This window comes from Achromobacter sp. NPDC008082, from assembly GCF_042957345.1.
Lineage (GTDB): Bacteria > Pseudomonadota > Gammaproteobacteria > Burkholderiales > Burkholderiaceae_B > Achromobacter > Achromobacter kerstersii_A.
The window spans coordinates 715,361-729,486 of the sequence record NZ_JBIBIB010000002.1; the positions used below are offsets into that span (position 1 = coordinate 715,361).

Below are 14,126 nucleotides of genomic sequence, written 5' to 3' on the forward strand. Positions count from 1 at the left end.
TGATCAACGGCGCTTCTTGGCGGCGTCAGCGGCTTCCTGCTGCGCATCCACAACGGCCAGCGCCGTCATGTTGACGATGCGGCGCACGGTGGCGCTGGTCGTCAGGATGTGCACCGGGCGCGCCGCGCCCAGCAGGATCGGGCCCATCGCGACACCATTGCTGCCCGTCATCTTCAGCATGTTGTACGTGATGTTGCCGGTGTCCAGGTTCGGCATGACCAGCAGGTTGGCGCGGCCCTTCAGCGTGCTGTCCGGGTAAGCCAGAACACGGATCTTTTCCGACAAGGCGGCGTCGGCGTGCATTTCGCCGTCCACTTCCAGGTCAGGCGCGCGCTCTTGCACGAGCTTGCTGGCGGCGGCCATCTTCTGGGACGACTCCGTTACGCGGCTGCCGAAGTTCGAGTGCGACAGCAGGGCAATCTTCGGCACCACGCCAAAGCGCAGCATTTCGTCGGCGGCCTGGATCGTGATGTTGGCCACTTCTTCCGACGTCGGGTTTTCATTGACGTGGGTGTCGGTGACGAACAGCGTCTGGTCAGGCAGCATCAGCACGTTCAGGGCGGCGTACGTCTGGCCTTCCTTCTTGCCGATGATTTCGTCGATGTACTTGAGCTGGTTGTCGTACTTGCTGGCCACGCCGCACAGCAGCGCGTCGGCATCGCCACGGCGCAGCAGCATCGCGCCGATCAGCGTGTTGTGCTTGCGGATCATCGCCTTGGCGATGGCCGGCGTCACGCCTTCACGGCCCTTCAGCTGGTAGTACGCGGTCCAGGTTTCGTTGAAGCGCTCGTCGTCTTCCGGGTCCACGATTTCGAAGTGCTCGCCCGCCACCAGACGCAGGCCGGCCTTGTTGATGCGCATTTCGATGACCGACGGACGGCCGATCAGGATCGGGCGGGCCAGCTTTTCGTCAACCACGGTTTGCACGGCGCGCAGGACGCGTTCGTCTTCGCCGTCAGCGTAGATGACGCGCTTGGGCGCCTTCTTGGCTTGGGCGAACAGCGGACGCATCAGCTGGCCGGAGTGGTACACAAAGCCCATCAGCTTTTGGCGGTAGGCTTCGATGTCTTCGATGGGGCGGGCGGCCACGCCGGAGTCGGCGGCCGCTTGGGCCACGGCCGGCGCGATCTGGAAAATCAGGCGCGGGTCGAAGGGCTTCGGGATGATGTAGTCGGGGCCGAACGACAGTTCCTGGCCGGCGTAGGCGCGGGCCACTTCATCGTTCTGCTCGGCTTGCGCCAGATCGGCAATGGCCTTCACGCAAGCCAGCTTCATTTCTTCCGTAATGCGCGAAGCGCCGGCATCCATGGCGCCGCGGAAGATGAAGGGGAAGCACAGCACGTTGTTGACCTGGTTCGGGTAGTCCGAACGGCCGGTGGCGATGATGCAATCCGGGCGGGCGGCCTTGGCCACTTCCGGGCGGATTTCCGGTTCCGGGTTGGCCAGGGCCAGGATCAGCGGACGGTCGGCCATGGTCTTGACCATGTCGCCCGTCAGGACGCCGGCGGTCGAGCAGCCCAGGAACACGTCGGCGCCGTTGACCACATCGGCCAGCGTGCGCGCGTCGGTTTTCTGCGCGTAGCGCTTCTTGTTGGCTTCCATGTTTTCATCGCGGCCTTCCCAGATGACGCCGCGCGAATCCACCACGAAGATGTTCTCGCGTTTGACGCCCAGGTGGACCAGCAGGTCCAGGCAAGCGATGGCGGCGGCGCCGGCGCCCGAGCATGCCAGCTTGACCGAGCCGATGTCCTTGTTCACGACCTTCAGGCCGTTCAGGATAGCGGCCGACGAAATGATGGCGGTGCCGTGCTGGTCGTCATGGAAGACGGGAATCTTCATGCGCTCGCGCAGCTTCTTCTCGATGTAGAAGCACTCGGGCGCCTTGATGTCTTCCAGGTTCACGCCGCCCAGCGTGGGTTCCAGCGCGGCGATGATGTCGACCAGCTTGTCCGGATCGTTCTCGGCCAGTTCGATGTCGAACACGTCGATGCCGGCAAACTTCTTGAACAGGCAGCCTTTGCCTTCCATGACCGGCTTGGCGGCCAGCGGGCCGATGTTGCCCAGGCCGAGGACGGCGGTGCCGTTGGTGATCACGCCCACCAGGTTGCCGCGCGAGGTGTACTTCGAGGCGGCGTCTTCACCCTGGTCGAAGATGGCCATGCAAGCCGCAGCCACGCCGGGCGAGTAGGCCAGGGACAAGTCGTCCTGGTTGGCCAAGGTCTTGGTCGGCACGACCGAGATTTTGCCGGGGGTGGGATAGGCGTGGTAATCCAACGCCATTTTGGTAAGAGTGTCGTCCATGGGATCGGGGCCTCTGAGGCACTAACTGAAAAAGAAAACGGGATGACAAACGGCGGGCTCGCGGCCCGCCGGTTTCTTTGCGAAATGCTTAGGGAACTCCCGTATTTCACCAGAAAGCGCGCCCGATTGGTTGTTGCAGTGCAGCGAGCGGACGCTTTTGATCAAGAACGAGGCGGATTTTTCATGATTCCCAGGGAGGTGTTCCTCGCGTATGCGCGTTCAGTTTCTTGCGCAGCGTGTTGGCCTCTTCCTGGCGGCCCAGGCTGTCCAGCGCGTACAGCACGATCCAGTCGGCGCTGACTTCGAAGAAGTCGCGCAATTGGGCGCGCGTGTCACTGCGCCCGAACCCATCGGTGCCCAGCGTGCGGTAGGGGGCCGGCACCCAGGCGCGGATCTGGTCAGGCACGGCGCGCACGTAATCGGTGGCGGCGATGACGGGCGCGTCGCTGCCGCCCAGGCACGTGCGGACCCAGTCGGCGCCGGGGGCCGCGTCCAGGCCCAGCACGCGGGCGCGTTCGGCTTCGCGGCCGTCGCGGGCCAGCTCGGAAAAGCTGGTGACGCTCCAGACTTCGGCGTCCACGCCATGCTGATCGCGCAAACGGTCGGCGGCCATTTCGGCTTCGCGCAGCATCGGGCCCGCGCCCAGCAGCCGCACTTGCGGCTTGCCGCGTGCGGCGCGCAGGCGATACAGCCCGCGCAGAATGCCCTCGCGCACGCCGTCATCGGCGGGCATGTCGGGCTGCGCCAGGTTTTCGTTCGTGACCGTCAGGTAGAAGAATTCGTCGCGCTGCTCGTCCAGCATGCGCCGCATGCCGTGTTCGACGATAACGGCAACCTCGTACGCATAGGCCGGGTCGTAGGCGCGGCAGTTGGGAACGGCGGCGGCCATGATGTGGCTGGAGCCGTCCTGGTGTTGCAGCCCTTCGCCGCCCAGCGTGGTGCGGCCCGACGTGGCGCCCACCAGAAAGCCGCGCGTGCGTTGGTCGGCGGCGGCCCAGATCAGGTCGCCGATGCGCTGAAAGCCGAACATCGAGTAATAGATATAGAAGGGCAGCATCGGCAGACCATTGACCGAGTAGCTGGTGCCGGCTGCCGTCCACGACGAGATCGCGCCGGCTTCGGTGATGCCTTCCTCAAGAATCTGGCCGTCGCGCGCTTCGCGGTAGTACAGCACCGAGCCGATGTCTTCGGGTTCGTACAACTGGCCTTGAGCCGAGTAGATGCCGATCTGGCGGAACAGGTTGGCCATGCCGAAGGTGCGGGCTTCGTCGGCCACGATGGGCACAATGCGCGAGCCCACGGTGCTGTCTTTCAGCAACGCGGTCAGCATGCGCACGATGGCCATCGTGGACGACATTTCCTTGCCGTCGGCGGCCAGCGCGAAGCGTGCCCAATGCTCGGCATCCGGCGGCGTCAGGCGCGGCGCTTCGGTACGGCGGCGTGGGATGTGGCCGCCCAGCGCGGCGCGGCGCGCTTGCAGATGACGCAGTTCGGCGCTGTCTTCAGCGGGGCGATAGAACTTGAGCGCCAGGCAATCGGCGTCCGAAATCGGCAGCGCGAAGCGGTCGCGAAACGCCAGCAGGGCCTCGTCGTCCAGCTTCTTTTGCTGGTGCGTGGTCATCTTGCCCTGGCCGGCCGCCCCCATGCCGAAGCCTTTCTTGGTCTGCGCCAGAATCACCGTGGGCTGCCCACGGTGCTGCGCCGCGCGGTGATAGGCCGCGTGGATCTTCACCATGTCGTGGCCGCCGCGATGCAGGCGGTCGATGGCCTCGTCAGTCCAGTCAGCGACCAGCGCGGCCAGTTCAGGATTCTGGTTGAAGAAGTGGGCGCGGTTGAACGCGCCGTCGTTAGCGGCAAAGGTCTGGAATTGGCCGTCAACGGTGTTGGCGAAGGCGCGGGCCAGCGCGCCGCTTGTGTCGCGCCTGAGCAGGGCGTCCCAGTCGCTGCCCCAGACCAGCTTGATCACGTTCCAGCCCGCGCCCGCGTACAGCGTTTCCAGTTCGTCGATGATGCGGCCGTTGCCGCGCACCGGCCCATCCAGCCGTTGCAGGTTGCAGTTGACGACGAAGACCAGGTTGTCGAGCTTTTCGCGCGCGGCGAGCGTCAGGGCGGCGATGGATTCAGGCTCGTCCATTTCGCCGTCGCCAAAAATGCCCCAGACCTTGCGGTCGCCGCTGGCCGGCACCAGCGAGCGGTGCTCCAGGTAGCGCATGAAGCGCGCCTGATAGATGGCGTTGATGGGGCCGATGCCCATGGAACCGGTCGGGAATTGCCAAAAGTCTGGCATCAGCCACGGGTGCGGATAGGACGACAAGCCGCGCAGGCCGCGCGACGTGGCGGTGATTTCCTGGCGGAAGTGCGCCAGGTCGTCCTCATTCAGAAAGCCTTCCAGATACGCGCGGGCGTAGACCCCGGGCGCCGAGTGCGGCTGCATGTAGACCAGGTCGCCGGGGCCATCTTCCGACTGCGCGCGGAAGAAGTGGTTAAAGCCGACTTCAAACAAATCGGCGGCCGATGCGTAGCTGGCAATGTGGCCGCCCAATTCGCCGTGCGCCTGATTGGCGCGCACCACCATCGCCAGCGCGTTCCAGCGGTTGATGCGGGCGATGCGTTCTTCTACCGCCAGGTTGCCGGGAAAGGGCGGTTCCTGGTCGGCGGGAATCGTGTTCAGGTAGGCGGTGCGCGTCTGGCTGTTGGCGCGCAGCCCCAGCGTGGCGGCATGCCCCAGCAGGTTATCCAGCACATAGCCGGCGCGGCCGGCGCCTTCAGCGTCTACCAGTGACTGCAAGGCGTCGCGCCATTCGGCGGTTTCGGCGGGGTCGGCGTCGTGCGGATGATCGGCGTCGGGGGCGGGGTGGCTCTGGTCGCGCATCGTGAAGTTGTCTCCTGTTATCGCTCCATGCTAGACCTGTGTCGATGGCATGAGTGATCAAATTCCAGGGCGGATGTACCGGCTTTCAGCATAATCTTTTGCCAGGCTTTCTATTACCGGCAGCTTCTGCCGCCAGGCGGCGCTTACGCGTGGTGACCACTGGGTGGACGCTGAAGCGCTAGAATGCGCGGTTTAGCAGAATTCCAAACGGGAGACTTCAATGACTCAACCCGTCAGCGTCCCGGCAAACGTCACGCTTCCGGAACTTACGTTCCGCGGCGTCTTGCTCGGCGCACTGATCACCGTGATCTTCACGGCCTCGAACGTCTTCCTGGGGCTGAAGGTGGGCCTGACGTTCTCATCCGCCATCCCCGCTGCGGTGATTTCGATGTCGGTGCTGCGTCTGTTCAAAGACGCCAACATCCTTGAAAACAATATGGTGCAGACGCAGGCCTCGGCCGCGGGCACCTTGTCTTCGATCATTTTCATCCTGCCTGCGCTGGTCATGATGGGCCACTGGCAGGGCTTTCCGTTCTGGCAGACGCTGGGCATTTGCGCCGCCGGCGGCATGCTGGGCGTGATGTTCACGATTCCGCTGCGCCACGTGATGGTGGTGCAAAGCGACTTGCCGTACCCCGAGGGCGTGGCCGCCGCCGAGATCCTGCGCGTGGGTAGCGCGGAGCGGGCGCAAGATGCCGCGCAAGGTGTCGCGCAAGGTGTCGCGCAAGATGCCGCGCAAGGTGTCGCGCAAGGTGTCGCGCAAGATGCCGCGCACGGTGTCGCGCAAGATCCCGCGCAAGGCAGCGGCGGTGCATCGGCCAAACCGGCTGCGACCGGCATGGGCGACATCGTGGCGGGTGGCGCGGTGGCTGCGGCCGTCAGCTTTGCCGCGAGCGGCCTGCGGGTGCTGGGCGACAGCGTCAGCGGCTGGTTCGCGTGGGGCGGCGCGGTCATCCGCCTGCCCATGGGCTTCTCGTTGGCGCTGTTGGGCGCGGGCTACCTGATCGGCATCGTCGCGGGTTTGGCCATGCTGACCGGCCTGATCATCTCGTGGGGCATCGCCGTGCCGGTGCTGACCGCCATGGGCGACATGCCCGCCGGCGTGTCATTGGAAACGTACGCCACCGGGCTGTGGTCGTCGCAGGTGCGCTTCATTGGCGCAGGCGTGATCGGCGTGGGGGCAATCTGGACATTGGCCACCTTGTTCATGCCGATGGCGCGCGGCGTCAAAGCGTCGTTTTCGGCGCTGACGAAGGCAGGCGCGGCGCGGGCTGGCCAGGCGCCGCGCACCGAGCGCGACTTGTCCGCCGGCTGGATCTCGGTGGTGACGCTGGTGCTGGTGGTTGTTCTGGTAATCACCTTCCAGGTGTTCCTGGCGGGCGCGCCGTTGTCGGCCGCCGCCATCTGGAAGCTGGTGGCCTACGCCGTGCTGTTCGCGTTCGTGTTCGGCTTTCTGGTGGCCGCGGCCTGCGGCTACATGGCGGGCCTGGTGGGTTCGTCGACGAGCCCGATCTCAGGCGTGGGCATCGTCGCCATCGTGCTGGTGTCGCTGTTGATGCTGACGCTGGGCGGCGAGTTGCTGGCCGTGCAGAACGGCGTGCAGATGGCGATTGCGCTGGCCATCTTCAGCACGTCGGCGGTGGTGGCCGTGGCTTCTATTTCCAACGACAACCTGCAAGACCTGAAGACGGGCTGGCTCGTGGGCGCCACGCCGTGGCGTCAGCAGGTGGCCTTGTTGATTGGTTGCGTGGTGGGCGCGGCGGTCATTTCGCCGGTGTTGGAACTGCTCTACAACGCTTACGGTTTTGCGGACGCGATGCCGCGCGACGGCATGGACCCCGCCCAAGCCTTGTCGGCCCCGCAGGCGACGCTGATGCTGGCCATTACGCGCGGCATCTTCACGCATCAATTGAACTGGACGATGATCCTCATCGGCATGGCCGTGGGCGTGGCGTTGATTGTGGTGGATGAAATCCTCAAGCGCACTTGCCGCGTCGCGCGCATCCCCGTGCTGGCGGTGGGCATCGGCATCTATCTGCCGCCCACCGTGGCCGCGCCCATTGTGGCGGGGGCGGTGCTGGCGTGGCTGCTTGAGCGCGCGTTGCGCCGCCGTGCCGCCGCCGCGGGCAAGCCTTACGAACAGTTTGCGGACGCGGCTAACCGCCGTGGCGTGCTGATCGCGTCTGGCCTGATCGTGGGTGAAAGCCTGGTGGGCGTGTTGATGGCGGCCATCATCGGCGGCGCGGGTACGGATGCGCCGCTGGCCATCGCTGGCGAGGCGTTCGCCAAGCCCGCGTCGTACCTGGGCTTGGCCGTCTTCGTGATGGTGGCGGTGCTGTTCTGGCGCCGGGTGATGCGTCTGGCTTGATGGGCTTGAAGCGCCGCGGCCTGGGCCGCGGCGTATAGGGTCAGTGCCCTTGCGGTCAGTGTTCCTCGGCTTGCAACGCGGCCGTGATGATGGCGCGTTCGTCGTGCGTGGCCCCGTTCAGGAACAGGTTGAGCAGCACGGCCGACAGCGACGCCAGCAAAATGCCCGACTCAATCAGCGTATGCAGCGAATGCGGCATCCATTGTTTGAAGTTGGGTGCGATCAGCGGCACCATGCCGACCCCGATCGACACCGCCACGATCATCGCGTTGTGGCGGTTGCCCTTGAAGTCCACGCCGGACAGGATGCGGATGCCGGTGGCCGTCACCATGCCGAACATGACGATGCCCGCGCCGCCCAGCACCACGGTGGGCAACGATTCCACCAGCGCCGCCATCTTGGGCAGCAAACCCAGCACCAGCAAAATGATGCCGCCTGCGACGCAGACGAAGCGGCTTTTTACGCCGGTTACCGCCACCAGCCCAACGTTTTGCGAAAAGCTGGTGTAGGGAAACGTATTGAATATGCCGCCGATCAAGGTGCCCAGGCCATCGGTGCGCAGGCCGCGCGCCATGGCTTGCTGCGTGATTTCGCGGTCGGTCATTTCGCCCAGCGCCAAAAACATGCCGGTGGATTCGATCATCACTACGACCATGATCAGCGACATGCTCAAAATCAGCATGGGGTCGAATTGCGGCATGCCGAAGTGAAAGGGCAGCACGATATCGAACCAGTCCGCCTGACCGATTTTTTCGAACGTCATGATGCCGGTTGCGGACGCCACGACGGCGCCGATGACGATGCCCAGCAGCACCGAGATGTTGGCGATGAAGCCGCGGGTGTATTTCACGATCAGCAAGATCGCCACCAGCACCAGCGCCGCGATGCCCAGGCCGGTCAGGTCGGCGTACTTGGGGTTGGGCATGGACGGCATGATGGCGAAGCCTTGCGGCACGGGCGGAATCGCGCTGCCCGGTGAGGTGACGTCGGCCAGCCATTTGGCATAGATGGGGTCAACGATGACGGGGGCGGTGGGGCCGGACGGATTGCCGAAGATCCAGTTGATGCCCACGCGCATCAGCGTGATGCCGATGACGGTGATGATGGTGCCCGTCACGACTGGCGGAAAGTAGCGCAGCATGCGGCTGATCAACGGGGCGATGAGTATCGACACGATGCCCGCCCCGATGATGGTTCCGAACAGGAGTTGGGCGCCCGCCTGCCCGGGATTGGCGTTGGCCATCGCCACCATGGGCGCCACCGCCGCAAAGGTGACGCCCATCATGACGGGCAGCTTGATGCCGAACCATTGCGTGGCGCCCAGCGTTTGCACGAGCGTCACCAGCCCGCAACAGAACAGGTCGGCCGAGATCAGCATGGCCACTTCGTCAGGCGTGAGGTTCAGGGCGCGGCCCACGATCAGCGGCACGGCTACCGCGCCGGCATACATCACCAGCACATGTTGCAGGCCCAGCGCCGCGAGCTTGCCGTTGGGCAGGCGCTGGTCAACGGGATGGATATCTTGCGACGCGCCGGATGGCGCGGACGATGCAGCCTGCATGGGAACGTCTCCTGGCGGAGTGGAATGTCGGTCGGGAAAATCCTGAAAACTTTGCTTGTGTACGAGGAATGTATACAGCGGGGGTTAAGGTTCGGAATAGAGGAAAACCCGCATTAAATTGACACGAAAAGTTACTTAATGAAGGAATTGTACGAGCGTGCGGACGCCGGGGCAGGCTGCCGCCAGGCGTTACCGTAGAGGGGAAGGCGCGGGCGCGACGCGCCTGTTGCGGCGCCGCGCCCGGTTCAGTCAGACGATTTATCAGACCGGATGAAGCAAGTCCGCCAGCGTGCGGGCAATGACCTTGGTGGCGCGGCGCAGGTCTTCCAGCACCACGCGTTCATCGTTGCGCTTGGCGTGCGATTCCAGCACCGTGCGCGGCCCCGCACCGTAGATCACGCCGGGAATGCCGGCTTCGGCATACAGACGCACATCCGTGTACAGCGGCGTGCCCATGGCGGGGATGGGTTCGCCAAAGAGGGCTTCGCCATGCTTCTGGATGGCGGCGACCAGCGGCTGGTTACCCGGCAGCGGGCGCATGGAATTGGCCAGCAGCAGGCGCTTGATATCGACGCTGATGCCCGGCATGGAGGCGGCTGCGTCCTGGATGATCTGGCGAATATTGGCTTCGACGTCCGCCGCATTTTCTTCGGGGATCATGCGCCGGTCGAGCTTGAAGCTGACCTTGCCGGGCACCACGTTAGTGTTGGTGCCGCCTTCAATGCGTCCGACATTCAGGTAGGGGTGGCTGATGCCGGGAACGTCGGACGTGATGCGCTGATATTGCTCGTTCTGCGCATACAGCGCGTTCAGGATCTTGACCGCGCCTTGCAACGCGTCAACGCCAGTGGACGGAATGGCGGCGTGCGCCATCTTGCCGTGCACGGTCACTTCCATCTGCAGGCAGCCGTTGTGCGCGGTCACGACTTCATAGCTGAAGCCCGCGGCAATCATCAGGTCGGGCTTGGTCAGGCCTTGCGACAGCAGCCAGCCGGGGCCCAGCAAGCCGCCAAATTCTTCGTCATAGGTGAAGTGCAATTCGACCGCGCCGTGGGTGGGTCGGGCAACCGCTTCCAGCGCGCGCACGGCGAAGGTGAAGCTGGCGAAGTCGCTCTTGCTGACGGCGGCGGCGCGGCCGTACAGGCTGCCGTTGTCGATCTCGGCGCCGTAAGGGTCGTGCTGCCAGCCGTCGCCCGGAGGCACCACGTCGCCGTGGGCGTTTAACGCCACGCGGCGGCCGGGGCCGTACTCGCGCCGCACGATCAGGTTGGTGATGGATTCCATGCCGTAGTCCTTGACCTGCTCGGCGGGCACGGTGTGCGCTTCGGCGTCGAAGCCGAAGTCTTGCAGCAGTTCGGCGGTGCGGACGGCGTGGGGGGCGTTGTTGCCGGGAGGCGTGTCGGTAGGCACGCGCACCAGCGATTGCAGGAAGCGCACTTCCTCATCAAAGTGGGCGTCTACCCAGGCGTCGAGTCGGGCGTAGTCGGTCATGGTTTTAGCGTGTGATGTCGTTGGCAAGGTCGTCCAGCAGGCGCTGCATGGCAAGCGCGGCCAGTTGGATGTCGTCGCGGGTGGTGGATTCGCGGGGGTTGTGGCTGATGCCGGAGTTCTGGCCGCGCACGAACAACATGGCCTGAGGCATGACTTCGTGCAGCTTCATGGCGTCGTGGCCCGCGCCGCTGGGCATGCGGTGCAGCGGCACGCCCAGCGCATCAACGGCGCGTTCCCAGCGCTGTTGCCAGACCGGGTCGCTGGGGGCGGCGGCGGCGCGCATCGTTTCTTCTAGCGAGTAGCGCAGGCCGCGGCGTTGGCAGATGGCGGCAAGCTCGGCCAGCACGTCGTTCACCAAGGCGTCGCGTTGCGGGTCGCTGGGGGCGCGCAAATCCAAACTGAAACGGCACTCGCCCGGCACGACGTTGATGGACCCGCTAGGCACTTCCAGCATGCCAATCGTGCCGACCGAATCGCCGTCGCGCGCGGCACGTTGCTCCACAAACAACGCCAGTTCGGCGGTGGCGGTGGCCGCGTCGCGGCGGCGGTTCATGGGCGTGGTGCCGGCGTGGCAGGCCATGCCGAAGATCTGCGCCTGGTAGCGCACGCTGCCGTTGATGGACGTGACGATGCCCAGCGGCAGGCCCATTTCGAACAGCACGGGGCCTTGTTCGATGTGCACTTCGACAAAGCCCAGATAGCGGGCAGGGTCGCGGCGCAGCTTGGGGATGTCGTCAATGCACAGGCCGGCGTGAAGCATGGCGTCGCGCATCGTGATGCCTTGCGCGTCTTTCTGGTCCAGCCATTCGGGTTTGAAGTCGCCGATCAAGGCGCCCGAGCCCAGGAACGTGGCGCGGTAACGCTGGCCTTCTTCTTCGGCAAAGCCGATGACCTCAAGGTGATAGGGCAGGCGGCGTCCCTGGCGATGCAGTTCGCGCACGCAGGCCATTGGCACGAAGATGCCCAGCCGGCCGTCGTACTTGCCGCCGTTGCGGACGGTGTCGTAGTGGCTGCCCGTCATCAGCGTGGGGGCGTCCTCGCGGCTGGCGCGGTAGCGGCCGACCACGTTGCCGACGGCATCGATCTCGACTTCATCGAAGCCGCAGTCGCGCATCCAGTGCGAAATGCGTTGCGCGCAGGCGCGGTGCGCTTCGGTCAGATACGTGACGGTGAGCTGGCCTTTTTCGGCGTAGCCCGGGTCGCTGTGTATGCTGAGCCGTTCCTGCCAGTCCCAGATATCGTTACCCAGCGTCAGGTCGACACCGAATTTGTCGGCCATGCGGATTTCGACAATGCGGTGAATATTGCGCAGCGCTTCGCTGATTTCGACGTCTGGCGGGTTGTCGAGCCGGCGGGTGAATTCATCGATGATCTGCTGGCGGTTCAACCCCGTGCCGCGCGCGCCGCGCACAGCCAGGATGAACGGAAAGCCGAAGCGGGCGTTGTAGTCGGTGTTCAGTTGCTGCAACTGCGCAAGCTCGTCGGGCGAGCAATGCGTGAGCCCGGCCTGATCCTGTTCTTGCGTGGATTCGGCAGTCAGGCTATTGCGCAGCATGGCGCGGCCGGCCAGCTCCGGGTGGGCGCGGATCAGCGCCAGCCGGGCTTCGATATCGGCGTCGTCCAGCACGCGGCGCATCTGGTCCTGCAAATGGGCCAGCGACCGGAACGGGCGGGCGGCCAGCGCCTGCCGGGCGATCCAGGGCGAATGCTCGTACAAACCGTCGAGCATGGCCACGGCGTCATCGGGCGTGGCGGCGTTGAGTTGTTCCAGCGTGTAGGCCATGGTCGGAGCGCTTAGCGGTTGGGAAGGTAGGGGTGGGTAGCTTTCCAGTGCCGGGCGATGTCCAGCCGGCGGCACACCCACACGCGGTCATGGCGGGCGATGTGATCCAGAAAGCGTTGCAGCGCGGTGATGCGCCCGGGCCGGCCGAGCAGCCGGCAATGCATGCCGATGCTGAGCATCTTGGGCGCGTCATCGCCTTCGGCGTACAGCACATCGAAGCTGTCTTTCAGGTATTGGAAGAACGGGTCGGCGTGCGAGTACCCCTGGGGCAGCGCGAAGCGCATGTCGTTGCAATCCAGCGTGTAGGGCACGATCAGTTGCGGCACAACGGAGCCGTCTGTTTTTTGCACCTGCATCCAGAAGGGCAGGTCATCGCCGTAGTAATCGCTGTCGTATTCGAAGCCGCCGTAGTCGGCAACCAGGCGGCGCGTGCGCGGGCTGTCGCGGCCGGTGTACCAGCCCAGCGGGCGGCTGCCGGTCAGTTGCGTGATGGCGTCCATGCCCAGGCGCATGTGCTCGCGCTCGGTGGCTTCATCCACGTTCTGGTAATGCACCCAGCGCCAGCCGTGGCAGGCAATTTCATGGCCCAGTTCGGTGAACGCCGCCGTCAGTTCGGGGTGGCGCTGCAAGGCCATGCCCACGCCGAAGACGGTCAGCGGCAGTTGGCGCTTTTCGAATTCGCGCAAGATGCGCCAGACACCCGTGCGCGACCCGTATTCATAGATGCCTTCCATGCTGAGATGGCGGTCTGGGTAGCTGGCGGGGTTGAACATCTCGGACAGGAATTGTTCGGAGCCGGCATCCCCGTGCAGCACGGAGTTCTCGCCGCCTTCTTCGTAATTCAGCACGAATTGCACGGCGATTCGGGCGCGGCCCGGCCATTGCGCGTGCGGCGGATTGCGGCCATAACCGACCAGGTCGCGGGGATACGGAAGCGTGGAATCGTAGGTGTTCATGGATGGACGGGCGGATAGCCTGAAAGCGCGGACGTGGATGACCCTGAACGTGAAACCCCGCGCACGACGCCGGGGAGTTTCATGATGGGCTAAACAATAGCTGGAAAGCAATTAGCTGTATACAATTTATGTACATCATTAAGGATAACCATGATATCGCCCGGCGGTACGCGGGCATGAGGAGACAAGATTGGGCCTGACTACGCACGTACTCGACACCATGCACGGCTGCCCCGCAGCGGGGATGGCCGTTGCGCTTTACGCCACCGAGGGCGCGAGCGCCACGCTGCTCAACCAATTCACGCTGAATGACGACGGCCGCAGCGCCAAACCGCTATTCACCGATCAAGACCTGAAGGCAGGCACGTACCGGCTGGTGTTCGATGTGGCCGGCTATTTCAAGGCGCGCGGCGTGGCTTTGCCCGAACCCAACTTCCTGAACCAGGTCAGCCTGGACTTCGGCGTGGCCCACGCAGACCAGCACTATCACGTGCCGCTGCTTGTCAGCCCCTGGAGCTATTCGACGTATCGCGGCTCATAGGCTGGCAGCCGCAGGTCAGGCCGTTCACAGCAGGCGCCTTGCAGCAGGCAGCGCTTCAGTTTGCACCAGGCCATCTTCCGGTCGCCCGGCCTAGGGTATTCCTGATGCCGTAAGGGCCTCTATCGAATAGCCTTGTGAACAAAACCTGCATACAATTTCGCGGATCTTGATCGCAGCGGTGCATGGCCCAAAGCCTTGTGCGCGATCTGTCTTCTGCTTACAGCGCCCGCGGTGGTGAGCAGTGTGGCGGCGC

Annotated in this window: 8 protein-coding genes; 2 read left to right on the forward strand and 6 right to left on the reverse strand. The window is 64.7% G+C overall.

What is annotated here, in order from left to right; genetic code table 11:
- Window positions 1-3: 3 nt before the first annotated feature.
- Window positions 4-2,301: an NADP-dependent malic enzyme gene (locus ACFZAI_RS10320; RefSeq protein ID WP_391566800.1), complete on the reverse strand. Its 2,298-nt coding sequence runs from the start codon at window positions 2,299-2,301 to the stop codon at window positions 4-6.
- Window positions 2,302-2,482: 181 nt separating this feature from the next.
- Entirely contained in the window at window positions 2,483-5,173 is a 2,691-nt protein-coding gene (mdeB, locus tag ACFZAI_RS10325) for an alpha-ketoglutarate dehydrogenase (RefSeq protein ID WP_391566801.1), read from the reverse strand.
- Between the two features lie 220 nt (window positions 5,174-5,393).
- Between mdeB and ACFZAI_RS10330 the strand changes: the two genes are divergently transcribed.
- Window positions 5,394-7,541 (forward strand): OPT family oligopeptide transporter, encoded by a 2,148-nt coding sequence (locus ACFZAI_RS10330; protein ID WP_391566802.1) that lies wholly within the window; start codon window positions 5,394-5,396, stop codon window positions 7,539-7,541.
- Window positions 7,542-7,596: 55 nt separating this feature from the next.
- On the opposite strand, the gene ACFZAI_RS10335 is transcribed toward ACFZAI_RS10330, so the two are convergent.
- The 4 genes from ACFZAI_RS10335 to puuE all read right to left on the reverse strand — a co-directional run bounded on the left by ACFZAI_RS10335 (window position 7,597) and on the right by puuE (window position 13,332).
- The gene (locus ACFZAI_RS10335; protein ID WP_391566803.1) at window positions 7,597-9,102 is read right to left on the reverse strand and encodes a nucleobase:cation symporter-2 family protein; all 1,506 of its coding nucleotides are present in this window, start codon (window positions 9,100-9,102) and stop codon (window positions 7,597-7,599) included.
- Window positions 9,103-9,363: 261 nt separating this feature from the next.
- On the reverse strand, window positions 9,364-10,593 hold the full coding sequence (locus tag ACFZAI_RS10340) for a M20 family metallopeptidase (protein ID WP_391566804.1): 1,230 nt from the start codon (window positions 10,591-10,593) through the stop codon (window positions 9,364-9,366).
- A gap of 4 nt (window positions 10,594-10,597) precedes the next feature.
- Window positions 10,598-12,376 carry a 2-oxo-4-hydroxy-4-carboxy-5-ureidoimidazoline decarboxylase gene (gene uraD / locus ACFZAI_RS10345; RefSeq protein WP_391566805.1) on the reverse strand — a complete coding sequence of 593 codons (1,779 nt, stop codon included), beginning with the start codon at window positions 12,374-12,376 and terminating at the stop codon, window positions 10,598-10,600.
- A gap of 11 nt (window positions 12,377-12,387) precedes the next feature.
- Complete coding sequence (gene puuE, locus ACFZAI_RS10350; protein ID WP_391566807.1) at window positions 12,388-13,332, reverse strand: allantoinase PuuE; 945 nt, start codon at window positions 13,330-13,332, stop codon at window positions 12,388-12,390.
- Window positions 13,333-13,522: 190 nt separating this feature from the next.
- Between puuE and uraH the strand changes: the two genes are divergently transcribed.
- On the forward strand, window positions 13,523-13,873 hold the full coding sequence (gene uraH / locus ACFZAI_RS10355) for a hydroxyisourate hydrolase (protein WP_391566808.1): 351 nt from the start codon (window positions 13,523-13,525) through the stop codon (window positions 13,871-13,873).
- Window positions 13,874-14,126 lie beyond the last annotated feature (253 nt).